The organism is Salimicrobium humidisoli (assembly GCF_002295105.1).
In the GTDB taxonomy this organism is placed as follows: Bacteria; Bacillota; Bacilli; order Bacillales; family Halobacillaceae; genus Salimicrobium; species Salimicrobium humidisoli.
On the sequence record NZ_NSGH01000003.1, the window covers coordinates 14,941 to 38,508 of the forward strand.

Annotated in this window: 25 protein-coding genes; 21 read left to right on the forward strand and 4 right to left on the reverse strand. The window is 47.9% G+C overall.

Translation table 11 applies throughout. The features are described from left to right. Positions 1 to 207: 207 nt before the first annotated feature. Both CKW00_RS02430 and CKW00_RS02435 read left to right on the forward strand, forming a co-directional pair. Complete coding sequence (locus CKW00_RS02430) at positions 208 to 3,543, forward strand: efflux RND transporter permease subunit (protein ID WP_095821209.1); 3,336 nt, start codon at positions 208 to 210, stop codon at positions 3,541 to 3,543. A 209-nt stretch (positions 3,544 to 3,752) separates the two neighbouring features. After that, positions 3,753 to 4,649, forward strand: coding sequence for a DMT family transporter (locus tag CKW00_RS02435; protein ID WP_095821210.1), 897 nt, complete (start codon positions 3,753 to 3,755; stop codon positions 4,647 to 4,649). A gap of 46 nt (positions 4,650 to 4,695) precedes the next feature. Here CKW00_RS02435 and CKW00_RS02440 read toward each other — a convergent pair whose 3' ends face one another. Together CKW00_RS02440 and zwf are read right to left on the reverse strand one after the other, a co-directional pair. Next, a complete protein-coding gene (locus CKW00_RS02440) occupies positions 4,696 to 5,313 on the reverse strand; it encodes a cyclase family protein (protein WP_095821211.1) in 618 nt (205 codons plus the stop codon). A 5-nt stretch (positions 5,314 to 5,318) separates the two neighbouring features. Then, positions 5,319 to 6,806, reverse strand: coding sequence for a glucose-6-phosphate dehydrogenase (gene zwf, locus CKW00_RS02445; protein ID WP_095821212.1), 1,488 nt, complete (start codon positions 6,804 to 6,806; stop codon positions 5,319 to 5,321). Between the two features lie 70 nt (positions 6,807 to 6,876). Between zwf and CKW00_RS02450 the strand changes: the two genes are divergently transcribed. The 15 genes from CKW00_RS02450 to CKW00_RS02520 all read left to right on the forward strand — a co-directional run bounded on the left by CKW00_RS02450 (position 6,877) and on the right by CKW00_RS02520 (position 18,250). Beyond that, on the forward strand, positions 6,877 to 7,197 hold the full coding sequence (locus tag CKW00_RS02450) for a hypothetical protein (protein ID WP_095821213.1): 321 nt from the start codon (positions 6,877 to 6,879) through the stop codon (positions 7,195 to 7,197). Between the two features lie 156 nt (positions 7,198 to 7,353). Then, the gene (locus CKW00_RS13640; protein ID WP_158221262.1) at positions 7,354 to 7,500 is read left to right on the forward strand and encodes a hypothetical protein; all 147 of its coding nucleotides are present in this window, start codon (positions 7,354 to 7,356) and stop codon (positions 7,498 to 7,500) included. Between the two features lie 26 nt (positions 7,501 to 7,526). Beyond that, positions 7,527 to 7,976, forward strand: coding sequence for a nucleoside deaminase (locus CKW00_RS02460; RefSeq protein WP_095821215.1), 450 nt, complete (start codon positions 7,527 to 7,529; stop codon positions 7,974 to 7,976). A 160-nt stretch (positions 7,977 to 8,136) separates the two neighbouring features. Further along, positions 8,137 to 8,382: a DUF2164 domain-containing protein gene (locus CKW00_RS02465; RefSeq protein WP_233129692.1), complete on the forward strand. Its 246-nt coding sequence runs from the start codon at positions 8,137 to 8,139 to the stop codon at positions 8,380 to 8,382. Positions 8,383 to 8,446: 64 nt separating this feature from the next. Then, positions 8,447 to 8,695 carry a hypothetical protein gene (locus CKW00_RS02470; protein ID WP_040609337.1) on the forward strand — a complete coding sequence of 83 codons (249 nt, stop codon included), beginning with the start codon at positions 8,447 to 8,449 and terminating at the stop codon, positions 8,693 to 8,695. A gap of 28 nt (positions 8,696 to 8,723) precedes the next feature. Then, positions 8,724 to 9,950, forward strand: a complete 1,227-nt coding sequence (gene kynU, locus CKW00_RS02475) for a kynureninase (RefSeq protein WP_095821216.1) — start codon at positions 8,724 to 8,726, stop codon at positions 9,948 to 9,950. Between the two features lie 11 nt (positions 9,951 to 9,961). After that, complete coding sequence (kynB, locus tag CKW00_RS02480) at positions 9,962 to 10,588, forward strand: arylformamidase (RefSeq protein WP_095821217.1); 627 nt, start codon at positions 9,962 to 9,964, stop codon at positions 10,586 to 10,588. A 131-nt stretch (positions 10,589 to 10,719) separates the two neighbouring features. Then, the gene (locus CKW00_RS02485) at positions 10,720 to 11,937 is read left to right on the forward strand and encodes an ABC transporter substrate-binding protein (RefSeq protein ID WP_095821218.1); all 1,218 of its coding nucleotides are present in this window, start codon (positions 10,720 to 10,722) and stop codon (positions 11,935 to 11,937) included. Further along, entirely contained in the window at positions 11,921 to 12,751 is an 831-nt protein-coding gene (locus CKW00_RS02490; RefSeq protein WP_095821219.1) for an ABC transporter permease, read from the forward strand. The genes CKW00_RS02485 and CKW00_RS02490 overlap by 17 nt, the downstream gene beginning before the upstream one ends. Before the next feature lie 4 nt (positions 12,752 to 12,755). Further along, positions 12,756 to 13,538 carry an ABC transporter permease gene (locus tag CKW00_RS02495; RefSeq protein ID WP_095821220.1) on the forward strand — a complete coding sequence of 261 codons (783 nt, stop codon included), beginning with the start codon at positions 12,756 to 12,758 and terminating at the stop codon, positions 13,536 to 13,538. Positions 13,539 to 13,543: 5 nt separating this feature from the next. Further along, positions 13,544 to 14,512, forward strand: a complete 969-nt coding sequence (locus CKW00_RS02500) for an ABC transporter ATP-binding protein (protein ID WP_233129697.1) — start codon at positions 13,544 to 13,546, stop codon at positions 14,510 to 14,512. Then, positions 14,509 to 15,177 carry a TVP38/TMEM64 family protein gene (locus tag CKW00_RS02505; protein ID WP_095821222.1) on the forward strand — a complete coding sequence of 223 codons (669 nt, stop codon included), beginning with the start codon at positions 14,509 to 14,511 and terminating at the stop codon, positions 15,175 to 15,177. Before CKW00_RS02500 ends, CKW00_RS02505 begins: the two co-directional genes overlap by 4 nt. Beyond that, positions 15,170 to 15,751 carry a CDP-alcohol phosphatidyltransferase family protein gene (locus tag CKW00_RS02510; RefSeq protein WP_095821223.1) on the forward strand — a complete coding sequence of 194 codons (582 nt, stop codon included), beginning with the start codon at positions 15,170 to 15,172 and terminating at the stop codon, positions 15,749 to 15,751. Before CKW00_RS02505 ends, CKW00_RS02510 begins: the two co-directional genes overlap by 8 nt. 31 nt (positions 15,752 to 15,782) lie before the next feature. Beyond that, positions 15,783 to 17,180, forward strand: coding sequence for a dihydrolipoyl dehydrogenase family protein (locus tag CKW00_RS02515; protein WP_095821224.1), 1,398 nt, complete (start codon positions 15,783 to 15,785; stop codon positions 17,178 to 17,180). Continuing rightward, a complete protein-coding gene (locus tag CKW00_RS02520; RefSeq protein ID WP_158221263.1) occupies positions 17,177 to 18,250 on the forward strand; it encodes an FAD-dependent oxidoreductase in 1,074 nt (357 codons plus the stop codon). The genes CKW00_RS02515 and CKW00_RS02520 overlap by 4 nt, the downstream gene beginning before the upstream one ends. A 45-nt stretch (positions 18,251 to 18,295) precedes the next feature. Here CKW00_RS02520 and CKW00_RS02525 read toward each other — a convergent pair whose 3' ends face one another. Beyond that, a complete protein-coding gene (locus CKW00_RS02525; RefSeq protein ID WP_095821226.1) occupies positions 18,296 to 18,532 on the reverse strand; it encodes a YkvS family protein in 237 nt (78 codons plus the stop codon). Positions 18,533 to 18,598: 66 nt separating this feature from the next. Continuing rightward, on the reverse strand, positions 18,599 to 19,489 hold the full coding sequence (locus CKW00_RS02530) for an alpha/beta hydrolase (protein ID WP_332889026.1): 891 nt from the start codon (positions 19,487 to 19,489) through the stop codon (positions 18,599 to 18,601). A gap of 117 nt (positions 19,490 to 19,606) precedes the next feature. Between CKW00_RS02530 and CKW00_RS02535 the strand changes: the two genes are divergently transcribed. The 4 genes from CKW00_RS02535 to CKW00_RS02545 all read left to right on the forward strand — a co-directional run bounded on the left by CKW00_RS02535 (position 19,607) and on the right by CKW00_RS02545 (position 23,493). After that, positions 19,607 to 20,650: a glycosyltransferase gene (locus CKW00_RS02535; RefSeq protein ID WP_095821228.1), complete on the forward strand. Its 1,044-nt coding sequence runs from the start codon at positions 19,607 to 19,609 to the stop codon at positions 20,648 to 20,650. Between the two features lie 74 nt (positions 20,651 to 20,724). Beyond that, a complete protein-coding gene (locus tag CKW00_RS13645) occupies positions 20,725 to 20,901 on the forward strand; it encodes a hypothetical protein (RefSeq protein ID WP_158221264.1) in 177 nt (58 codons plus the stop codon). Between the two features lie 43 nt (positions 20,902 to 20,944). Beyond that, complete coding sequence (locus tag CKW00_RS02540; RefSeq protein WP_095821229.1) at positions 20,945 to 21,127, forward strand: hypothetical protein; 183 nt, start codon at positions 20,945 to 20,947, stop codon at positions 21,125 to 21,127. A 245-nt stretch (positions 21,128 to 21,372) separates the two neighbouring features. Further along, positions 21,373 to 23,493, forward strand: a complete 2,121-nt coding sequence (locus CKW00_RS02545; RefSeq protein WP_095821230.1) for a peptidoglycan D,D-transpeptidase FtsI family protein — start codon at positions 21,373 to 21,375, stop codon at positions 23,491 to 23,493. Positions 23,494 to 23,568: the final 75 nt, after the last annotated feature.

Here is a 23,568-nt window from a genome sequence, read left to right on the forward strand (position 1 = left end):
AGTGTCATCTTTAACTGAAAAAATCTGAACTGTAAATATGATTTTCTTTTGTGTGAACGTTTCGTGAAATAAGAGTTATTCCTTGAAAATGACCAGAGAGTCATTTATATTGTATGACTGTACAGTCATAAAACCGAGGGACAAATCATCCTTAATTCGACAATTTTTCTGTTTATAAATGAGAAGATAGAGAGGAGCACGTGCAATATGAAACTTTGGAACTTATCAATAAGGCGACCGAAATTTACAATCGTCATTATGCTCGTACTACTGATACTTGGGGCGGTCTCCCTGTCACGACTGCCGATCAAGCTTTTCCCTGACGTGGAGGCCCCTGCGGCGGCGGTTACAGCAAGTTACCCCGGAGCAGGACCTGAGGAAGTGCTGAGTGATGTAACGAAAGAACTTGAAGGGGAACTTTCGGACACCTCAGGGCTTGAAAGTTTAACGTCCCAGTCCATAGAAGGGGCTGCCATACTTATTATGGAATTTTCGTCAGGGACGAATCTTGACGATATAGAAACGGAAATCGTATCCACCATGAACCAGGCGGATCTCCCTGAGGAAGCCGGATCTCCTACATTTCTTAAATTCGATCCGTCCGCACTTCCGAGTATGCAACTCGCCGTATCTTCGGGCGGAGACGAAGTTATCGATTTCCAGGATTCGGCAGCCGATCTGAATCAGGAACTTTCAAGAGTGGATGGTGTCGCTGATGTTTCTGAAACAGGTACGGTAACTGAGCAGTTTCAGGTAAGATTGGATCAGCAGGCGTTACAGGATAACACGCTGAATCAGGATGCTGTCGTGCAGGCTATACGTTCTCAACAGGCTACGGTGCCAGGGGGCGTCATTGTAAATGAAGACAAGCAGGAAACTATCTCTACAAGAGTACTGAGTGAACTGACTTCCACCGATGAACTGCGACAGATAACCGTAGGACAGACAGGGGACGGTGGAAACGTAGTACTTGATGACGTCGCGGACGTATCCTTGAGTCCGGAAGAACAGAACGTCATCACACGGGTCGATGAGAAACCTGCGATTCAGTTCGAAGTTACACAGGAATCCGATGCCAACACGGCTCAGCTTTCTACTGCCGTCAATGATGAAATTGATAAGCTTTTGAAAGAAGATGAATACTCCGATCTTCAGGTTGTCAGTATTTATGACGAGGGAGAGTTCGTTCAGGCTTCGATCAATAGTGTAATCACCGCACTTGTAAGTGGTGGTATTCTCGCTATGCTCGTACTGTTCGCTTTTCTCCGTAACTTGAAAACGCCACTGATCATAGGTATCGCCATACCATTTTCCATTATAGTGACGTTTGCACTGTTTTTCTTTACGAACATCAGTCTTAACATGATGACGCTCGGGGGTCTTGCTCTCGGCATAGGTATGCTGGTCGATAATGCCATCGTCGTCGTGGAAAATATTTATCGTCATCTGGCGATGGGTAAAACGCCGAGGGAAGCAGCGTCTGAAGGGACGCGGGAAGTAGCCGGGGCTATTACCGCTTCGACATTGACCACCGTCTCCATATTCCTGCCGGTAGTGTTCATTTCAGGAATAGCCGGTGACTTGTTTGCTCCGCTTTCCATAGCTGTTTCGTTCAGTCTGTTCGCTTCCCTGTTCGTTGCACTGACGGTAGTACCGATGATTGCAAGTCGTATTCTGAAAGCTCCGAGAGTCATAGAAGAAGACAAGCGGAAGAATTCCCGCTTTATGAGAGGAATAGAAAAAGCCTCCCGCTGGTCCTTGAAACGAAGAGCTCTAGTTCTGCTTATCACTGCTGCCACTCTTATCGCCGGAGCACTTGGTCTTACAACCACAGGAGTAGAATTCCTTCCTACGAACGATGAAGGCATGGCTATGATAAAAGTGGAGCATGAAGAGGGAACGAGTCTCAGCCGTACAGAAGAGACGGTTAAGAAGATCGAAGATGAACTGGCCAATGAAGAAATAGTGGCTAACTATATGAGCACGATTGGAGCAACCGCTCAGGGCGCGAGCATGGGTGGTGGCTCGGAAAGTAATATAGCCGAAATATTCGTCTCTTTGAAAGGGCAGGAGAAACGGGATATGTCCACTGCAGAGTTCATCAGTGAATTCGAAGGAACAGCAGAAGAGACTGATGACTCCGCAGATATTAAGATGACCAACGCCGCATCTTCAGGTCTTGGAGGAGAACCGAATACGTATTCCTTTACTATTGAAGATCCGAACGTAAGCCGTTTGAAAGAAACGAGCAAGGAACTTATCAATGAACTGGAAGATGACAGCATTATCGAAGAAGTCACAAGTTCCGAAGAAGACTCCGTGACGGAACTGCAGGCTACGGTGGATAAAGAAGCTGCAAGAGAGAACGGTATGGCTCCCGCTCAGGTAGCACAGTCCATCCGTTCCGCTACCAGTGGCACAAATGCAGGATCCATAACGACGGACTCTGAGGATACGTATGAAATAAGCGTTCAATATAAAGGGGATGTATTGAACAGTCGGGAGAACTTTAAAAACATTACGATCGCTGACGGCCAGGGCGGCTACGTCAAGCTTTCGGATGTGGCGAATATTGAGGAAGGCGGGGCTCCAAGCGTCATAAATCGTGCCGATCAGGTACGTAGCGCCGACTTTACGGTAAGGTTCAACCCGTCGAATGATTTGAGTGATGTCTCAGAAGTAGTCGAATCCACCATCGATGATATTGAATTGGCCGAGGAAGCTGAATTCGTTGTAGGGGGAGACCAGGAACTTGTGAACGATCTGATTGCAGATGTCACCCTGGCTTTCGTACTCGGACTGGTCTTCATCTATCTCGTGATGAGTGCCCAGTTCGAATCATTCAAACATCCATTTATCATTATGTTCACAGTACCGCTGCTCGTTATCGGGGTTATGCTCTCCCTTACAGTAACCCAGAAACCGATCAGTGCGATGGCTCTCATAGGTGTAGTGGTGCTTGGGGGTATTGTGGTCAATAACGCAATCGTACTTGTTGATTACGTCAACCAGCAGAGAGCCAGAGGAATGAATGTCATAGAATCGCTGGTTACCGGCGTAAAAGACCGGACACGTCCGATCCTGATTACCAGTATTACTACGATCCTCGGGGTCTTTCCGCTTGCTCTTGGCATAGGGGAAGGTTCAGCGACGATTCAGCCGATGGGGATCGTCATTATCGGCGGTCTTGTAAGCAGTACTCTGCTCACTCTGTTCGTCATCCCGGTCATTTATACGTTCTTTGATAAATCTACGCGTGACATGAACAAGAAGTATATGACACCGGACGGAGGAGTCGTGTACAAACGTGATTTCCTTGAAGAGGATCATCAGGAAAGAAAAGAAAGCACAAATGCTCATTTCCTGAATTCAGGAGAAGATAAAGAAGAACGCACTGCCGATCAGCTTCCTGTATCTGAAGAAAAGAATGACACTGAGGATAATACTTCGGAAGATGGAAAAGAGGATAAATACTCCAAAAACGAAATTCTTGAAGCACTTGAAGAATTGATGAACAAAGATAAAAATCGTAAAGATGAATAACAGTAAGAGTCTTTTAAATCTTACTTGTACAGATGAGACCGGGCCCTGTGCCCGGTCTCGTTTTTTTCTGCAGATGAAAAAATTTATTATTTACTTGTTCTTCCGTTCAGAGGAGCAGAGAGGACAGGTTTAATAGAAGAGAAGTTTTGCTCTTTGGGGAGAAATGCTCTAACATAGTAAGGACTATAGCAAAAAAAGGGGGGATCCGGATGAGCCGAAAAGTGTGGATACTGGCTTTCGTAACAATTCTTCTCTGGGGCTCCACATTCGCAGCTATCCGGGCGTCTTTACTCGGAGGTTACACGCCGGGACACCTGATCCTCGTCCGCTACAGTGTGGCATCTCTTGCTTTTGTGTTCGTGGCTCTGCTGCCCGGCAAAAAAATCAGGGTGCCGGACAGGAAGGATATTCCTCTGCTTGCACTGCTTGGCTTTATCGGTATAAGCGTGTATCATGCCGGTATCACTTTCGGAGAGATGACGGTATCCGCCGGAGCTGTAGGTATGATGATCGGAGCTGCGCCGATCGTGACTGCCATCATAGCCGTGTTTTTTCTGAAAGAGAAGCTTGGAGGTATAGGCTGGACAGGAATGGGAATCGGTTTTACGGGGATTGTACTCATTACTCTCGGTACTGCGGAAGGCTTTTCTATATCTGTCGGAGCAGTTTATGTTCTTATATCCGTCATAGCTACTTCTGTTTTTTTTGCAGGGCAAAAGCCTTTTCTGCGTAAGTATAAACCGGTCGAACTTGTAGCTTATTTCAGCTGGGCAGGCACTATCCCCTTCCTGATATTTTCTCCGGGAGTAGTGGACACGGTGACACAAGCAACGGCAGAGGCGAACGCTTCTGCCGTTTATGCAGGGATTTTTCCAGCCGCGATCGCTTACGTCACATGGTCTACCGCTTTATCCCTCGGGGATGCCAGTAAAGTGACGAGTATGATGTACCTGGAACCTGCCGTGGCGGTAATTACAGCATGGTTATGGCTTGGGGAATGGCCGAGCGGTCTGTCACTCATAGGAGGGGCAGTGGCGCTGGCCGGAGTGATCGTCGTTCAGGTACTTGGGGGCAGCAAAAAGAGGAAACTGTCGCGGGCAGCATAAAAAGAGCCGGACCTTCCATTTTCAGGAAGGTCCGGCTCTTTTTTATTTAATCATCCATAAGCAGAATACGGGCAGGAGAGGCGTCTGTACCTTCGATTTTTAAAGGAGCTGCCATCATGAAATAGCTCCCTTCAGACACTTCTTTTAACCGAAGACCTTCAATGATGATAATGCGGTGAGTGAACAGTGTCCGGTGGGTAGGGTGGTCCGGCTGGCTGCGCTCAATGCCGAGACCGTCGACTCCTACACCCCTGATACCTTTTTCTGCCAGGAATTCCGCTGCTTCACCGGTAACGTAGGTGAAATCAAAATCAAAGTCGTCCCCTTCGTGGTAGGAGTTCTTTGTTTTGAACAGTACAAAATCCCCTTTATTTATATCAAGTGGTTCTACGTCCGATTTATCTATGCTGTCTCCAGCCTCTGAAAGGTCGAAAACTTTAACTGTACCTACCAGATCCTCCACAGCTATCGTCTCCATCGTTTCCCCATCGTTGATCATATGGAGAGGGGAATCCACGTGGGTTCCTGTGTGCAGATCCATATCTATCCGTGATTCCGTAACGTGTCCGTTCGTGCTGGTCGTAATGTTCGGCTGCTTCTCTTCTTTATCTTTGTAGACCTTCATCCCTTCACGGATGGTCATAGAGACGTCGTATATAGCCAAATTCCTCACTCCTCTTCGTTATTCACCGGCCACCAGTGGAAGCCGTCGTTTTTAAGAAGTTTATCCGCTTCTTCCGGTCCCATTGAACCGGCGGCATAGTTCGGGAAGTCCGGTTCTTCTTTGGACCACCTGTTTAAAATCCGGTCCACGAATTTCCAGGAAAGGGACACTTCGTCCCAGTGCGAGAAGTTCGTAGTGTCCCCGATCATACAGTCGTGAAGTAATTTCTCATAGGCTTCGGGGGTGTTTACACTGTTGACGGCTTCGTGCGTGTAAGACAGTTTTATCGGTTCCGAGTATGAGCTTACCCCAGGTTTTTTCGCATTGAGGTACAAGGTCACCCCTTCGTTCGGCTGGATATTGATCACCAGCAGATTGGGAGACTTTTCGCTTTGCTCTTCCTGGTACAGATTGAGAGGGATATCTTCGAACTCCACGACTATCTTCGTGCACTTTTCCGCGAGGCGTTTCCCTGTTCTTATATAAAAAGGGACACCTGCCCACCTGTAATTATCGATCATGATTTTACCGGCGACGTACGTTTCAGTATCGGAATTCTGCAGTTCTTCCGCTTCCTCCTGATAGCCACGAAGTTTCCTGCCGTGCATTTTGCCAGGACCGTACTGCCCGCGTACAAAATAGTCGTCGATATTGTTTTCGTCCACGGAACGCAGGGCACGTAAAATTTTGATCTTTTCCGACCGTATCTCTTCAGGGTTCAGATTGATCGGAGGTTCCATGGCCAGCAGAGTAACCATCTGAAGCATATGGTTCTGGACCATATCTCTCGTAGCTCCGGACAAGTCATAATAATTCGCCCGGTCTTCCACGCCAAGCGATTCACTGGATGTGATCTGTACGTTTGCGATGAAACGATTATTCCACAAATGTTCGAAAATGCCGTTGGCGAAGCGGATCACTTCTATATTTTTGACCATTTCTTTTCCGAGATAGTGATCGATCCGATATATCTGTTTTTCGTCAAAAGCCGAAGTGATCTGATCGTTCAGCTGTCTTGCCGATTCGAAATCGTGACCGAACGGTTTTTCGATAACGAGACGTGACCATCCCGTTTCGCTTTTCAGGTTATGTTTTTTCAGGTTATTTGCAATCGTGCCGAAGAACTGAGGGGCCATCGCAAGATAAAAGATACGATTACCTTCCGTACGGTATTCGGACTCGAGATTGTTAAGCAGTGTACCGAGATTTTCATATGAAGACGAATCCGATACATCGAATGGATGGTAGTAGAAATGGGACACAAATGCTTCCGCTTCCTTCCCGGAAACATCGTCTCCAAGAGAGTTTCGTACGTTCGTGTGGAACAGCTCGTTGCTCCAGGAGCGGCGTCCGATTCCAACTACAGCGAAATCTTCACCAATTTTTCCATTCTGATACAGGCGATAAATAGAAGGGAAAAGTTTTCTTTTGGCCAGGTCCCCGGTAGCTCCGAAGATTACAATAAGTGCTTTAGGTTTTTCTTGATTTTCCATATGCAGTCCCCACTCTTCTTAAGGTTGAGTTGATATGACTAATTGTATAAGGAAACATCTTTAATATCAAATGGAGGAGCCGGGGGACGGGGCAGACGCAGCGGGAAAAGCGGGGAATAATATCCAGACCCCCTCTTCTGCTGGCGATGAAACGAATGCTGTGAGTGCGGGCATAGGACCGCAGTTAGGAGATGAAAGCCTGATGTATAAAGTTACTTTCACAGAGAACGGAGTCAGAAAAGAACTTACATCTTCTGGACGGACGGATACGAAGAAATTCAGCACGTACGCGGAGGCGGAAATCGTGGTTTCGAGACTGGAGAAGCATTCGACTTATAATAAAGCATGGTCTATTGAAGAAATTAAGGAAGAACGGGCGATAACCGACTGAAAAAAGTTAAAAAATCGGACTCCTTTTGCGATAATAGCAGAAGGAGTTTTTTATTGAGAAATGAACGGGAGCATAGGTGAAAGAGCAAAAGGGTATATTGGTTATAACCCCCGTAACGGTATGATAAACAGACAGACACACACAGGAGGTGTAACAATGGACAGGAAAGAAAAAATATTAGCGGACCTCGAGAAACTGGATGAAAACGAAAAGGAGGAAGTCCTTAAAATGATCCGGGAAAAATATATGCAGCCGGAGACATGGTGGGATAAAGGCGGGGGCGAAACGTACGAAGAATGGTAATACATCTGTAAAGGGAGAGTGGGAACATGAATCAATACATGGACAGAGCAGTTGAACTTGCCAGAAAAAACGTAGAGGAAGGAGGACAGCCCTTCGGAGCCGTTATTGAAAGAAACGGGGAAGTGCTTGGTGAAGGAGTGAATGAGCTTCATCTCCGAAACGATGCCAGCGGACATGCCGAAATGATCGCTGTCAGAGAGGTCGAGGAGAACCTTGGCAGACTCGATCTGTCTGACTGTACGATGTATGCAAGCGGGGAACCGTGCCCTATGTGTTACGCTATGATGAGGTATGCCGGTATACAGAATATCTATTTTGCGGAATCAAAAGAAGAAGCGGAAAAGACTGGACTTTCCAAAGGCGGCGAAATATATGAAGAGTTGCAGAAGCCGGAAGAGATGAGGAAAGTCAGAATGAAACATTTACCTCTGGAGAGGGAGGGAGCGATGGCTCTTTTCCGCAGAAGGAACGGATAATCTGAAAACTTGCGCTTTTTGAGGACGGATGTCACCGGCACCCCGGGGTGTTTGGTATTCTTATGATCTGCGATGGGCCGGGAGAAGATAAAGAAGGTTCGTGTAACTATCGGCCCGGCCTTTCGGAGAGTGATCATAATTTTGATTAGGGGGGAACCGATTGGAAATACCACGTGGCTTTAAACAGGAGATGAAGGAACGGATACGGTACTACATATATGAAGAGCACGGAGAAGAAATCGGGGAGCTCGCTGCAGAGAACTGGCTCCACTTTTTTGCCGAAGAATTGGCGGTTCCATTCTATAACCAGGGAGTAGCAGATGCATCCGAAATGATGAACCAGAAGATTATGTCGACTGAAGAAGATCTGGAAGCCCTGAAACGTCCGGTTAAGGGAAAAAAGTAAGAACTGCCGCCCGATTTGCGAAGCGGAGAATAAAAGAGACTGTACTGGAGAAGAAGGTGTAATAGTGAAAGAAATTCATGAATCAAAGGCTGTAACGTCAATGGTTCTCGGACTGATTTCTCTGCCTGTGCCGCTTATAGGCTGGCTGCTCGGAATTTTTGCTGTCGCATACGCACGGCCGGCGCTGAAATCCATTTCTTATGATAATCCGAAGCGGTGGTACGCCGTAACAGGAATGGTTTGTGGCATCCTCGGGATAGTCATGGATGTAAGTATTGTGTTGATTGCACTCATCATCTTCTTTTTTCTATGACGTGAAAAAAGCAGGGGGGGGAAGAAAAATGGAAGAAATCACATTTCGCGACGAGTTTTACTTTCCTGAAGGAAAAATATACATGGACGGGAACTCGCTTGGACTTATGTCCATACGGGCCGAAAAAGCAGTCAAAGAAATAATGGACAGCTGGAAGAAACATGGAATTGACGGATGGACGGAAGGGGAATACCCGTGGTTCACGCTCTCGGAAAGACTGGGAACCCGTCTGGCACCACTCGTCGGCGCCTCTCCCGAAGAAGTGACGGTGACGGGATCGACGACCTCCAATCTTCATCAGCTGACAGCTACATTCTACCGTCCGGAGGGGGAACGAACGAAAATACTTGCGGATGCACTAGCTTTTCCGACGGACATCTATGCACTTCAAAGTCAGCTTGCGCTGAAAGGGTATGATGAGTCCCACCTCGTTCTGGCAGAGAGTACGGACGGGCATACGGTCGATGAGGATACCATTATCCAGGCGATGATCGGGGATATCTCGCTTGTTATTCTGCCGAGTGTGTTATACCGCAGCGGTCAGGTGCTGGACATGGAAAAGCTGACCGCTGCTGCTCACGAGCGCGGAATTACAATCGGTTTTGATTTAAGCCATTCCATTGGTGCGCTTCCTCACAGACTGTCGGAGTGGGGAGTGGACTTCGCTTTCTGGTGCAATTATAAATATGTTAATGCAGGACCGGGAAGTGTCGGCGGTTTATATATTAACAGGGAGCATTTTTCAAAAACTCCAGGCCTTACGGGATGGTTCGGTTCTGATAAAAACAGGCAGTTCGATATGGAGCATACGTATGTCAAAGCGGCAGACAGCGGAGCCTATCAGCTCGGTACTCCGCATGTCTTAAGTGCGGCTCCGCTGCTAGGCTCCCTTGAAATGTTCGAGGAGGCGGGAATGGAAGCCCTCCGTGGCAGATCGCTGAAATTGACCGGGTATCTGATGGAACAGATCGACTCGCGGCTGTCATCATGGGATTTCGTCATCGCTAATCCGAGGGAAGAAAGCAGGAGGGGAGGTCATGTGTATCTTGAACATCCCGAAGCTGCAAGAATTGCGAAAGCTCTTAAAGCGGAAGGTGTCATACCGGACTTCAGAAAACCAAACGGAATCCGTCTTGCTCCGACAGCCCTATATAATACGTTTGAAGACTGCTTTCAGACAGTGACTAAATTGAAAGAGATCATGGAAGAAGAGAAGTACAAAGCGTTCAAAAATGAACGTGATATTATCGCTTAGGAGGTGTCGACATGGGATGGATTGATATTTCACGACCATTGAACGCCCATATCTCCACGTGGCCGGAGGATACTCCTTATTCGTATCGCAGGACGGTGACTAAAAAGGAGAGTGGTTCCGTAAACATCGGAGAGATCACGATGAGTGTACATACGGGTACGCACATTGACGCCCCCTTTCACTTCGACAATGAAGGGAAACGTGTGAATGATCTGGATATCAACGTTTATATTGGCAGAACGAAAGTCGTGGACTGCCGGGGCTTTGAGGCAATCGGTGCAGAGGCTTTTGAAGATACAGATCTCGAAAATGTGGGACGGGTATTGATAAAGACGGATGCCTTTCCTGATTCCACGATTTTTCCGGAGGAGATTCCTTATCTGAAGCCGGAAGTGGCTGAGTTCTTTAAAGAAAAAAACATTCGTCTCGTCGGGGTCGATGTTCCATCTGTCGACCCGATGGACAGTGAAACGCTTGACGCTCACCATGCTCTGTTTTCAAACGGAGTGCATATTCTGGAGAATGCCGATCTTCGGGAGGTGGAATCTGGACTATACGATTTAAGCGCTCTTCCCCTGGCACTCGAGGAAGCGGATGGCAGCCCTGTACGGGCCGTTCTGAAATCTGTCGATGATTGAGAGGGGGGATTCCGGTTACACTTTCAAGACAACTCCCCGGGAAATGTAAGCTTTCTTACATAAGGACCTTTCAGAGTGTTCGTTCCACCGGGGATAGGGTAAAATGGAGGTAATGTGGAAAGGGTGAGAAGATGAAAATAGGGATCATTGCCGTAATGATCATCCTGTCCGGGTGTGCCGGTGCTACGGATACGGAGGAGAAAGGTAGCACCATCGCGAACCGGAATTTTGAAGAAATCAAAGATGCGGCCGACGGTACGGAGGTACGACTGTTCATGTGGGGTGGCGATGACGGCATCAACACTTACATTGATGAATGGGTCGCCCCCCGTCTTCAGGAGAAGTTCGGTATCAGTCTTACAAGAACACCGATGGCCACCGCAGATATTTTACAGAAACTGAGAACAGAACGTGAGGCTGGCAAGAAAGAAGGGACGGTGGATCTTCTGTGGCTGAACGGCGAGAATTTCCGTAATGCCAAAAATAACGAGCTGCTTTACGGAGCATTTACGGAAAAACTGCCCAATTTCAACGAATACTATGATCGGGACGATTATTCCCACGACTTCGGAACAGCTACAGAAGGAATGGAGGCCCCCTGGGGGAGAGTCCAATTCGCTCTGCAGTACGATAGGGCGAAAGTGGATGATCCGCCGAGAACCTATAAAGAACTGAGCAAATGGGTGAAAGAAAATCCGGGAGAATTTACATATCCTCACCCTTCCGACTTCACCGGTAACGCATTTTTGAGGCAGATGATGCTTGCAGGGGCCGGGAACCCCGAAGATTTAGCGGAAGGAGCTTTCAGCCGCAATGATGCAGAGAGAGCCGCAGATGGAATGTGGCAAAAGTTGAAAGAATGGGAGCCAGATCTGTACAGGAAGGGAGAATATTACCCTGCCTCGTTAAGTGAGCTGGATCGTTTGTATAGTGAAGGGAAAGTATCTATGACGTTAGGGTACAACGAAGCGAGAAGTGAACATCTCATAAATGATGGAGTCTTTCCCGAATCCACCGATACATACGTGATGGATTCCGGGTCGCTCGGCAACACACACTTCCTCTCTATTCCTTATAACAGTACCAATGTGCCGGGAGCTGTAACGGCTATCAACTTCCTCCTCTCCCCGGAGGCACAGCTGCAGAAAATGAAGCCTTCTTCGTGGGGAGATAATACAACCATCGATACGGATAAGCTTCCCGGAGAGATGAAACAGCGATTTGAAGAACTCGACCGGGGAGAAACAGTGCCGGCTGCAGAGAAACTGGAGGGAACGTATCTCCCTGAACTGGATACGGAATATGTCGAGTGGATTACGGAGACGTGGGAAGATGAAGTTGTCCGCTAGAATAAAGCCGTGGCTGCTGCTGACCCCCGCTCTTCTGTTCCTGCTCCTTCCATTGTACGGACTATGGTCTGCCTTCCGGTTGAGTGTTTATCCGGATGGGAAGCTGACCGGTCAAGTTTATGTCCGTCTGTTTTCACACTCCGATTTTCTTCTCTCTTTTCTGTACAGTTTATGGGTAGCGGCAGCTTCGACCTTCCTTTCCCTGCTTATCGGATGGTTCTTCACGAGAGCATTCGTCCCGATGCTTGAACGTACCGGAGGCAGACTGACGGTATGGCTCCCGATGGTTTTCCCTCATTTCGTGTGGGCCTACCTGGTTCTTCTTCTTTTTCAGGAAGGGGGCCTCGTCAGCGGTTTACTGCCCGGGAACCGTGCATACGCCAATGACCCGGAAGGTATCGGAATTATTCTTACGTACATGGGAAAGGAGATTCCGTTCGTCATTTTGATGTTGTTGCCTGTGTACCTGACCAGAAATCGTTTATATGACGATTTAACGGAAACACTCGGTGGCTCCTGGTTTTCTAAAATACGCGATGCAGAGCTTCCGTTTGTCACTCCGGTTCTTATTGAAACGGGAATCATCATTTTCGCTTTCACGTTCGGTGCTTATGAAGTCCCTGCGCTTGTGGGAGCCACTTTCCCGGAGATGCTTTCTATTCTTACCTTCGACTGGTTTTACTCCGGCGACTGGAGTGAGCGGCCGCTCGCTTTCGCAGCGATGGTATTTTTGACGACAGTAATAGGGGTGATCTCCTTACTGTTGTTTCATTTCATAAACAAAATGCGCCGAAATATTACTGAGGGACTGTGAAGGTATGAAGAAAATCTTATTCTGGATCATCGTTATGTTATTTATAATTTCCCCTGTAGGGATTCTGATTCTCCAAAGTTTCACATCACCCGGAAGCTGGACGGAATTTTCCCTGTATGGCTGGAGAGGGCTGTTTGAAACAGCAAGGCTTCTGGAAGCTACGGGCACTTCTCTGATAATCGGCTTTTTCGTAACGGTAATTAATATCGCAGTGGGAATGAGCGCCGGTAAGGCACTGGCGTTATATACATTTCAAGGAAAAACAGCGGTGGACACCTTATTCGTTATGCCTCTGCTCGTACCGATCCTTGCCATCACTTTCGGGGTTCACATCGCTATGATACGGATCGGGCTGGCTGACACAGCCCTCGGAGTAATACTCATTCATCTGGTCCCGACGGCTCCCTACAGCATCAGGATTTTCCGGAATGGCTATGTGAGTCTCGGAAGAAGGATGCAGGAACAGGCGGAAACACTCGGTGCGTCTGCCGGAAGAACATTCTTCGATATTGAATTGCCGCTTCTGAAACCTTCCGTGCAGAGCGTAATATTTCTCACCTTCGTCATCAGTCTGAGCCAGTATGTTATTACTTCTATTATCGGGGGCGGTACTGTTGTCACTCTAGCGATGGTTTATTTTCCTTTTCTGGATTCTGCCGATACCACGCTGATTGCGGCATTTTCTATCTGGTTCGCCGTCCTCCCCCTTCTTTTTTATATAACTGCAGGCGCAGCGTTCCGATTGTTACCGTACCCTAGAAAATCCGGGAGGAGGGAACTGTTTTGAATAAAATGATAGAGATCCGCGATGCAACGAAATATTTCGATGCCGGGGAGGTTCTGAAAGACGTTTCGTTTTCAGTGAACGAAGGAGAGATATTCAGTGTCGTAGGACCTTCAGGAGGCGGAAAAACCACTCTTCTCCGCTGTCTCGCGGGTCTGGAAACTTTTTCTGCTGGAGAGATTTCCATTGACGGAGACGATATGACTCATAAGAAAGCGAACGAACGGCCGGTCAGTCTCGTTTTTCAGGAGCCTCTTCTTTTTCCTCATATGACAATAAGGGAAAACGTAGGTTACGGACTTAAATTTCTGGATATAAGCAAAAAAGAAAAACGTAAGCGCATCGATGATTTTCTTAATATTGTGGGACTTCCTGAATATGAAAATCGATATCCCCGTGAGCTCTCCGGAGGTCAGAAGCAGCGCGTCGCTCTGGCCAGAGGTCTCATTCTATCTCCCAAACTGCTCCTGCTTGACGAACCGTTTTCGAGTCTCGATCGGAAATTGCGGGAAGAAATGAGGCGATGGGTGAGACGGTTATTGAAAGAAAAAAACATTACAGCCGTATTTGTCACACATGACCAGGACGAAGCGATGCAGGTGGGGGACGTCATCGGGGTATTCCGTGAGGGGACGTTCGAACAGATCGGCTCTCCCGAAAAAGTGTATGAAAGCCCGCAAACTTCTGAAGTAGCCAGATTCTTCGGTGATGCATGGGTCATTGACGAAACGAGATTCATTCCGAAGCGGAACCTCAGCATTGAGCGCATAGAAATAGAGGAGAAAGTTCAATGGAGAGGGATCATCGAAGGTGCACGCTTTGTAAAAGGGTACCGTTTCATGGAAATTTTTCTCGATGATGAGAAGGAACATATCATGCTTCCTGCTCCTGATGATTTCCATACAGGTGAAAATGTATATGTAAGTACAGACGCCTCAAATATCCGCACGTTCCAGCAGAACCGGGAGGAAAGATGAAGCGGAAATTACGCACGGCCATAGTGGCGCTGGTGTTCGTCTGTTTATTTTTGTGGGTGAACAGCCGCTGGCAAATAGGACCTTCGGAGATTAAGGAATTCGTTATTTCTTTTGGATGGGCTGCTCCGCTTTTGTTCATTCTTCTTTATATTTTGACTCCCTTCGTTTTCTTTCCCGCTTCCGTGCTCTCCCTCAGTGCGGGGATCACTTACGGGATATGGCCGGGTGTGCTGTTTATCTGGCTGGGGGCAACGGGAGCAGCTGCTGCCGGGTATCTTGTCGGGAAGGTCCTTGGTGAGAAAATTGCCAGCCTCAGACATATTGAATCGACGGCACGACTTCAGGCTATCGTCAGAAAACAGGGGTTTTTATTCGTGCTTGTTCTGAGACTTGTACCTTTGATAGGGTTCGGAATGCTGAGTTATCTGTCAGGGTGGTTCAACATTCGTTTTCGTTCTTATCTGAGTGCAACAATGATAGGAATCATCCCGGGGACGTTTATGTATGTTACAGTCGGCGCAAGTCTTTTGAACGGAGATCCCGTGCTGCTGGGTATAGTGGCGGGCAGTGCTCTCATTTTGATGATCATTATTTATTTTTTAAGAAACAAAGTACGGCGCTGGGCAGGACTGCCCGACGGGAAAGAGAGGGACGAAAATGCTTGATACTCACGCAAGGAAGTACGCAGAACCTTTCATTGAGCATTCAGCCGACTGGTTCCTGAAGAAAGGAAGAACGGCTGATCAAATAACCGTCCTTGCCTTCCTTACAGGTATAGGTGCTGCTGTCTGGTACATAGCCGGGGCCCCGTGGGCGGCAGTATTATTTTTATGGCTTTCGGGTTTTCTGGATGCCGTCGATGGCACAATGGCGCGCCGGACCACGACTTCCCCTTTTGGAACGGTACTGGACGTAACGTTCGACCGTATTGTTGAAATAGGCATCATTCTGGCCATCGCTTACGTGCACGCGGAAGTGCTGTGGCCGCTCCTGCTTCTCAGTGTTTCCATCATCTTTTCCATGACTGTGTTTCTCACAGTCGGGACTGTGTCGGAAAAGCAGGGGATGAAGTCGTTTTATTATCAGGCAGGGGTAGCGGAGCGAACGGAAGGATTCGTGTTGTTCAGCCTTATGATTCTTCTGCCGCAATGGCTTTTATTTATTACACTTCTCTACTTTGCAGTGGAGACTTTTACTGGAATGCAGCGTCTCTTCGAAGCAAAAAGAATATTGCGGTAGCAGAAAGATTTAAAGGAAGGATGAGATATCTATGTATGACATTATAATTATCGGCGGTGGCGCAGGAGGTCTGACTGTAGCCTCAGGGGCGGCCTCTCTTGGTGCGAAAACGGCTCTTATCGAGAAAAGGGAATCCCTCGGCGGGGACTGTCTACACTATGGCTGTGTGCCCTCAAAAGCTCTGATAGAAGCTGCGAACGAAATTCATGCAGCACGTAATAATTCCTATGCGGGAGTTGAGGCTTCCGGAGAGGTGGATCTCGGAAAAATAATGGAGAGAGTGAACCGGTCTGTGGAGACGGTTCAGGAATCGGACAGCAAAGAACGGTTCGAGACGATGGGGGTGGATGTTTACAAAGGATCACCCGAATTTCTCGGGGACAGGCGACTGGAAGTGGGGGGGACTATCCTGGAAGCGAAAAAAATCGTCATTGCTACAGGTTCCTCAGTCAACAAACCTCCTATAGAGGGTCTGGAAACCGCAGATTACTGGACGAATGAAACAGTGTTCCAGCAGACCGAGCTGCCCCGTTCCCTTACTTTCATAGGTGCCGGTCCCGTCGGGCTGGAAATCGCCCAGGCTTTTGCGCGTCTCGGTTGTGACGTTACTGTGCTGGAAGGCGGGAGCACCATTTTGAAAAAGGAGGACCCTTCCATAAGAGATAAAGCGATGGAGATTCTTTCCCGGGAAATAACGTTTATTACGGAAGCCCGTGTAGAAAAGGTGAGCGACGGCGGAAAGAAAGTCTATTACACGAAAAATGGAAAAGAACAGTCACTGGAGACGGATAAACTGTTCCTCGCTGCAGGCAGAAAGCCGAATACGGAAGGGATGAATCTGACGGAAACAGGAGTGTTTCTGGACGATAAGGGGTTTGTTCACGTGGATGACACGATGAGGACCGGGAACCCCCACGTGTTTGCCATCGGTGATGTAACCGGCCATATGCCTTTTACACACGTAGCCGGTGAACATGGAAAGCTGGTGGTGCAGAACGCTCTTTATTCTTTGAAAAGAAAAATGTCCTACGAAACGATGCCCTGGAATACGTACACGACCCCGGAAATTTTCCATCTGGGTAAAACCAGGGAAGAAGTGGAGGAAGCATACGTGTACGAAACCCGTCTCAATGAAGTGGACCGGTTCGTAGCGGAGCATGCAACCGAAGGGTTTGTAAAAATCATAACGGATCGGAAGGGGAAAATTATCGGAGCCCACGCCATTGGCAGGGGAGCTGGAGACTGGATGCAGCCGGTCATCGCCGTCATGAACAGAGGGGGACACATAAAAGAGCTCTCTGACATGGTCTATCCGTATCCGAACCACCCGGCTGCTCTGGAGGCCGTTTCCGGTCAATACTGGAGACTAAAGCTGTTTTCGGGCATAGCCCCCGTACTGTCCCGCAGGTATCTGAAGTGGTTCCTGTGAAGAAGCTGCTGCTTATTGGAGGAGGTCACGCCCACATATATATTCTAAAGGCACTTCAAAAAGAAAACCCCGGTTTTGAGGTGACGATGATATCCCCTTCCGTGCATCAGTATTACTCGGGAATGTTTTCCGGTTATACGGAAGGGATCTATGCGGCGTCAGATATCACAATCAATCTCGAGGAATTATCCATCAAAGCCGGTGCTTCCTTTATAAAAGGAGAGGTAGCGGAGGTGGATCCTGTGAAAAAAGAAGTCGTCCTCGACGAGTGCGGCTATCCATTTGATCTCATTTCTTTCGACGTCGGTTCCCGGGTAAAACAGATACCGGAACCGACAGAAAAAGTGTATTCGGTAAAACCGAACTACGTGTTTACTGAAAATATTGATGAACTGAAGGGTTCTCCTGCACCTGTAGTGGTCGGGGGAGGCGCAGCAGGGGTGGAACTCGCACTCTCCATGCTCGCATGGAGAAAAAATCATCAGCCTCATCAGCGGGTCACGCTTATCGACTCCGGAAATCTGCTGGAGGAATTCGGTTCGAAAACCTCCAGACGGACAGAAAAGCTGGCCCGGAGAAAAGGGCTTTCCATCATTAAAGGGGAGCGCGTGGAAGAGATAGGAAGAGAGTTTCTCCAGACGGACAGCGGACGTCACGTCCATCATTCGGGTGTGTTGTGGCTTTCAGGGGCGGAAGCACCTTCCTTGTTTGAACAATCGAATTTGAAGGTGGACGCGAAAGGGTTTCTCTTCGTGGATAAATATTTAAGAAATCCCGAATACCCTTTCATTTACGGAGCCGGAGACTGCGTTACTTTAGAAGAAGGAGGAATTCCGAAAAACGGGGTATTTGCGATAAAAGAAGCCCCTGTACTGTGGGAGAACCTCAAGCGTCATACCGGAAGCGAAGAACTTCTTGCTTTTCAACCGCCGGAAAAGTACATGGCAATCCTGTCTACTGGAAATCGTCAGGGTCTGCTGACCTATGGCAATGTGATGATACACGGGAAGTGGTGCTTTACACTGAAACACTTCATTGATTCCCGATTCATGAAAAAATACAACACGTAAAAACTCTGCTCCACTTTGGTTATAAGTGGAGCAGAGTTTGTTTAGTCAGGTCTGACTTTCCCGACTCAGTATTGTATATTTCCTGTGGTTGATACAAGTAAGGTGAGAATCCACATCTCTGTCGGGTAGTTCCTCCATGATACTGAGGTCGACGACGACAGAATTTGTACATCCGGAAGGGATTACTTTACCCTTCCAGGTTTCATTGCCCCGTTCAAATGCGACAATATCCCCCGGAACGGCTTTATCTATTTCTTCTATTGGTAAATCCTGTTTCTGCACAAATGTCCCCCTGCCTTCCTACATATGATTACAGTCAGTATACCACGGATCGTGGAATATTAAACGTCAGCGGGTGCCGTAAAAGGCGAGGGCGAGCCTGTTTTCAATGAGAGACCAGGCTTCTTCGGCTTTCTGTTCCGGACCGAGATGCGTAAAAGCATGATAGCAATCTTCGAACTCATGCAGATTCACCATAACCCCGGCCTGAGATAAGTTGGCGGCGTATCTTTTTCCTTCAGGGTTGAAAGCATCATATTCAGGAATAAGGATAAGCGCCGGAGGGAGGCCTTCAAGATCACGGGCGTACACGGGTGATGCGAGAGGATTTCCCATTTCCCCGGGATCCGGAATGTAGGATTCGTTCAGAAAATGAGCAGCCTGCGGAAATTTGGCGCGGTTCTTGTCCGGTTCCGGTTTGTCTGCATGGGACGTGACGAAATCGAGCATCGGATAGGCGAGCATCTGCAGCACCGGTTGTTCCTCTTCCTTTTCTTTCAGGTAGAGACATAGAGCTGCCGCGAGGTTACCGCCCGAACTCTGTCCTCCTACCGCAAATCGATCGGCATCCAGAAATAAGGAAGGGGCGTATCTCTTTAGCCAGTGCCAGATTTCATAAATTTGTTCCAGTGGTAATGGAAAAGGGTATTCCGGAGCTTTCGGGTAATTGATGTTCACGACGGCACAGTGGGAATGGTTGGCTATATGACGGCAATAGGCGTCATCCATGTCTTTGTCGCTCATGATGAATGCGCCACCGTGCAGATTTATGTACACAGGAAGCGGGTCGTATTCATGTATGGCCGGATAGTAGATAGAGATCTCCGAGGCTGTTATTTCAGTATCGATGAGAAAATCTTTGCGGTCACCGACTTCTTCAGAGGGTACCATCGTCTGTTTTCTTTCTTTGTTCGGAAAAAGTCGCATAGTCGTGGCTACGGCTTTCTTCATCATCTTCATCCCGCCTTTTTTGTCTGTATTCTTTTTACCTTACCCTGATTTCTTCAGTCGTAAGCATATATACATCAATTAAAGGGAAGGAGAAAGGTAAGATTGCATCGGAACAGGAGGGTGTTTATGTTTTGGATGATTGCAGCAATGCTCACGACAGCGGGACTGTTCAGACACCGGGTCTCTTTTCCTGAACGTCAGAAACAGGGGAAGAAGAATTTCACTGCTATAATACCTGCCCGGGATGAGGAACATAACCTGAAAAGATTATTGCCGACTCTGCCGGATCAGGGAGAAGTGATAGTAGTTGATGACGGATCGACGGATAATACGTCAATGATTGCCGAACAGTCGGGTGCGAAGGTTATACGCGCTCCTGAACTCCCTGAAGGCTGGATGGGCAAATCATGGGCCTGTCATAACGGTGCAAAGGAAGCTTCAGGTGACACGCTGATCTTTCTTGATGCTGATACGTGGCTCGAGAAGGGAGGGATGGAGAAAATTACGGGATTTGTGGAAGAGAAGCAGGCGTTGCTTACCGTTCACCCCTATCACGTAATGAAGTCCTTCCCCGAGAAACTCTCGGCCGTTTTTCATTCCGTAGTCTATGCTTCTACAGGAATTACAAAAATCGGGCGCAGAAAGACAGGAGTGCAGGGCGGGTTCGGTCCCTGCCTTGCGCTCCCGGCCGCCATGTATCATCAGCTGGGAGGGCATGAGGCAATAAAAGGGGAGGTCACCGAGCATCTTGCTTTTTCACGGAGAGCCGGAACACTGGGAGCTCCGGTTCACGCTTATAGTGGAAAAGGGGTTCTGTCAATGCGTATGTATCAGGCAGATATGAAAGAAGTGGCAGCCGGATGGTCCAAAAGCTTCGCTTCAGGGGCAGCTTCCGCTTCTTTACGGATGACATTGTGGAACGCTGTGTGGATTTCTTCTGTCGTTTCTTTCCTTACAAGAATGAAAAAAACAGGACCTGCTTCTGTAATCGGCTATTCTTTTGTGACAGGATGGATGTACCGTTTCTGGAGGGATATTGGGAACTTCCGTTTTCGGGATGCTCTGATTTTTCCGATTCACTTCCTGTTTTTCATCAGTCTGTTTACCTGCTCGGTCATACGCACGTTTTTCCTTCGCAGCTCCACCTGGAAAGGAAGAGTAATAAGTTGAGCCGGAAACAGGCGTTGAAACTTTTTAAGTTACTCTTCGTATGTATTTCTTAAAGTGGGAAAGGCGGAGTTCATATGACAAACACAGAAGGACTTGTTGAGAAGATGAGAAAGTTCATTCGTGCCTCCGGCCGTTTCTTTGCCGAGCTCGTATTGTCGATTCCGGAGCTGATTCTCGTCTTTATCCGGGGGATGGTATTGACAGGGAAATGGCTGATTCAAGGTGTCCGGTACTTATTGGAAGGTTTATAAAGCTGATAACTCCCGCAACGGTAGATGAAGGAGGGAAAGAGTTATGGAAGGAAAGAAGTTTTATATGTGGATCGGAGTGATTGCCTACATATCCTGGCCACTCTATTTTCTGTTGGATCAGTCAGGGCACTATAATCGTACAGATGTAGTTGAAGCTATGGGTCTTATAACGGCCATGCTCCTGGTTTATGCAGGGATAGTATTCGTATACTTCAAGAAAACGTAGCTTTATTTAACAGGCAGCGGGATGGAAACGACCATCCCGCTGCCTGTTTTTTTGTTTGAACAGTGACCGGGACAGAAGAAATAAAGGGAATCGGGAAGAAAAATATCGGCTTCCGTGATAAAATGAAGGACAGATAGATATGTTGTGGATACAACAGGTAACAGAAGCAGGGAAGTGCTTCTGCCGGACCTTCTGTACTATACAGATACGGAAAAAGTCTCCCATGGAAAGAAGGAAATATATACGTGAGTAAAAAAGAGAAAAAGCATTTATCATTCCGTCTGAACATCATATTTCTAGTTGTTTTTACACTGTTCGCCGTTCTTATCCTGCAGCTCGGTGTGATACAGATTCTCAGCGGAGAATCGGCACAGGATCAGATCGACCGAACGGAAAACGTAACCACCAATACCCCGGTGCCACGCGGGGAGATGTACGACAGAAACGGGGAAATTGTAGTCGAGAACGATTCCAAATATTCGATTACATATACTCCTCCAAAAGGGGTTCAGGGAAAGGACAAACTGAAACTGGCGAAAAAATTAAGCGAGTATATCGAACTTGATACTAAAGGGATACGCCTCAGAGACAAGAAAGAATATTTTTTCCTGAAAAACCCGGACGTGGTTAAAGAGCGGATAGAGGATAAGGATATGGAGGGTCTCGACTCGGGTGAGGTCTACCAGGCTCAGCTGGCAGCCATCACGGAAGAGGATGTGGAGAGTTATAAAGGGGAAACCCTGCAGGTGATCGCCATCAATAAAGAACTGAATAAAGCGTACGCTCTCGCACCACATGTCGTGAAAGATGAAAATATATCAGAAAAAGAATATTCCCGGGTGGCAGAGCATCTCCCGTCTCTCCCGGGTATCAACGTGGCTTCGGACTGGGAACGCCGTTACCCGAACGGAGAAGTGTTCAAAAGCTATCTTGGAAACATTTCCACCCGTGAACAGGGCGTCCCTCGTGAAAAACTGGAAAAATTCCTCGCTCTCGGGTACAGCCGTAATGACCGCGTAGGTACAAGAGGACTTGAACAGCAGTATGAAGAAGTACTGCGGGGAGTGAAAGAAAAAGTAAGACATACGACGGACCGGAATAATAATGTCGTAGATACCGAAGTGATCCGCGAAGGAAAGAGCGGAAAAGATCTTGTGCTTTCTATCGATATGGAATACCAGAAGCGTGTAAATGAAATCGTAAAAGAAGAGCTTGCGAAAGCTGTACCAGGTAATTCTTATCTGGAAAATGCCGTAGCTGTAGTATCGAAACCGGACACAGGGGAGATTTTAGCGGTTTCGGGGCAGTCCGTTAATAAAAGCCCTTCCGGAGACGAAGAGAAATTCACGGATTCTTCCCATCAGGGCGTCTATAATGCTTATCTTCCCGGTTCAGTAGTGAAGGGAGCCACAGTGCTCACAGGTCTCGAAGAAGGCGTCATCGACCCGGGTACGACGATCCGGGACCGGCCGCTCGAATTCCCTGATTCCGAAGATATGGGTTCGTATTCCAGACTCGGTAACGTGAATGATCTTCAGGCTCTGCAGCGTTCATCCAACGTTTATATGTATAACATCGCTATGCGTCTTGGAGACTACTACTATAAGCCGAACCAGCCGCTAAGGATGGATGAGGAGAAAGCGAACCGGCTGATCCGATACAACTTCCACCAGTTTGGACTCGGTGTGCCCACCGGCATAGATTTTCCTTATGAAGCGACGGGGCTTGAAGGCAGCGATCCTACAGGCTCGGATGTAATGCGTTCAGCGATCGGACAGTACAGCAGTTATACTGCGATGCAGTTGAATCAGTATGTCTCCACAATTGCTAATGGAGGATACCGCATGCAGCCGCGTTTCGTCACTTCCATCCACGAACCGACAAGTTCCGGTAAAGAACTCGGGGATATCTACAAAGATTTCTCCCCGAATGTCAAAAACAGTCTCCACATGGATGCCGACTACATTGAAAGGGTCCAGAAAGGGTTCAAAATGGTTACGCAGACTCCCGGAGGTACCGCTTCGAGCGTTTTTAACAGCGCCCGTTACAGACAGTACGACATCTCCGGTAAGACGGGTACCGCGGAGACAGACAAATACCTGGAAAATTCCTCCGGGGACGGCACCCGCCGGGTAGAGCTTACGAACAAAGCATTCGTAGGATACGCTCCCTCCGAGAATCCGGAGATCGCTTTTTCGGTCATCGTACCTAACCTTGATTCCGGGGCAGATGTATCCCCGAACTATCACATCGGTGCCCGCGTGGCCGAAGCGTATTTTCAGCTCAAGGAGGAACGGGCCGAGAAGAAAGAAAAGCAGGAGAAAGAAAAGAAAGATGAGACCAATGATAATAACGGGAACGAATAAAAGCAGAATATAGCACACGAAAGAACCGGACCTACCAGTCCGGTTTTTTGTATTTTTAGCTGGAAGCAGGAAGAA

What these genes read in the sequence shown, in the direction of transcription:
- CKW00_RS02430 (WP_095821209.1), top strand. Translation starts at nt 208, where the DNA reads ATGAAACTTTGGAACTTATCAATAAGGCGACCGAAATTTACAATCGTC.
- CKW00_RS02435 (WP_095821210.1), top strand. Translation starts at nt 3,753, where the DNA reads ATGAGCCGAAAAGTGTGGATACTGGCTTTCGTAACAATTCTTCTCTGG.
- zwf (WP_095821212.1), bottom strand. Translation starts at nt 6,806, where the DNA reads ATGGAAAATCAAGAAAAACCTAAAGCACTTATTGTAATCTTCGGAGCT.
- CKW00_RS02450 (WP_095821213.1), top strand. Translation starts at nt 6,877, where the DNA reads ATGGAGGAGCCGGGGGACGGGGCAGACGCAGCGGGAAAAGCGGGGAAT.
- CKW00_RS13640 (WP_158221262.1), top strand. Translation starts at nt 7,354, where the DNA reads ATGGACAGGAAAGAAAAAATATTAGCGGACCTCGAGAAACTGGATGAA.
- CKW00_RS02460 (WP_095821215.1), top strand. Translation starts at nt 7,527, where the DNA reads ATGAATCAATACATGGACAGAGCAGTTGAACTTGCCAGAAAAAACGTA.
- kynU (WP_095821216.1), top strand. Translation starts at nt 8,724, where the DNA reads ATGGAAGAAATCACATTTCGCGACGAGTTTTACTTTCCTGAAGGAAAA.
- kynB (WP_095821217.1), top strand. Translation starts at nt 9,962, where the DNA reads ATGGGATGGATTGATATTTCACGACCATTGAACGCCCATATCTCCACG.
- CKW00_RS02485 (WP_095821218.1), top strand. Translation starts at nt 10,720, where the DNA reads ATGAAAATAGGGATCATTGCCGTAATGATCATCCTGTCCGGGTGTGCC.
- CKW00_RS02490 (WP_095821219.1), top strand. Translation starts at nt 11,921, where the DNA reads ATGAAGTTGTCCGCTAGAATAAAGCCGTGGCTGCTGCTGACCCCCGCT.
- CKW00_RS02495 (WP_095821220.1), top strand. Translation starts at nt 12,756, where the DNA reads ATGAAGAAAATCTTATTCTGGATCATCGTTATGTTATTTATAATTTCC.
- CKW00_RS02500 (WP_233129697.1), top strand. Translation starts at nt 13,544, where the DNA reads ATGATAGAGATCCGCGATGCAACGAAATATTTCGATGCCGGGGAGGTT.
- CKW00_RS02505 (WP_095821222.1), top strand. Translation starts at nt 14,509, where the DNA reads ATGAAGCGGAAATTACGCACGGCCATAGTGGCGCTGGTGTTCGTCTGT.
- CKW00_RS02510 (WP_095821223.1), top strand. Translation starts at nt 15,170, where the DNA reads ATGCTTGATACTCACGCAAGGAAGTACGCAGAACCTTTCATTGAGCAT.
- CKW00_RS02515 (WP_095821224.1), top strand. Translation starts at nt 15,783, where the DNA reads ATGTATGACATTATAATTATCGGCGGTGGCGCAGGAGGTCTGACTGTA.
- CKW00_RS02530 (WP_332889026.1), bottom strand. Translation starts at nt 19,489, where the DNA reads ATGAAGATGATGAAGAAAGCCGTAGCCACGACTATGCGACTTTTTCCG.
- CKW00_RS02535 (WP_095821228.1), top strand. Translation starts at nt 19,607, where the DNA reads ATGTTTTGGATGATTGCAGCAATGCTCACGACAGCGGGACTGTTCAGA.
- CKW00_RS13645 (WP_158221264.1), top strand. Translation starts at nt 20,725, where the DNA reads ATGACAAACACAGAAGGACTTGTTGAGAAGATGAGAAAGTTCATTCGT.
- CKW00_RS02540 (WP_095821229.1), top strand. Translation starts at nt 20,945, where the DNA reads ATGGAAGGAAAGAAGTTTTATATGTGGATCGGAGTGATTGCCTACATA.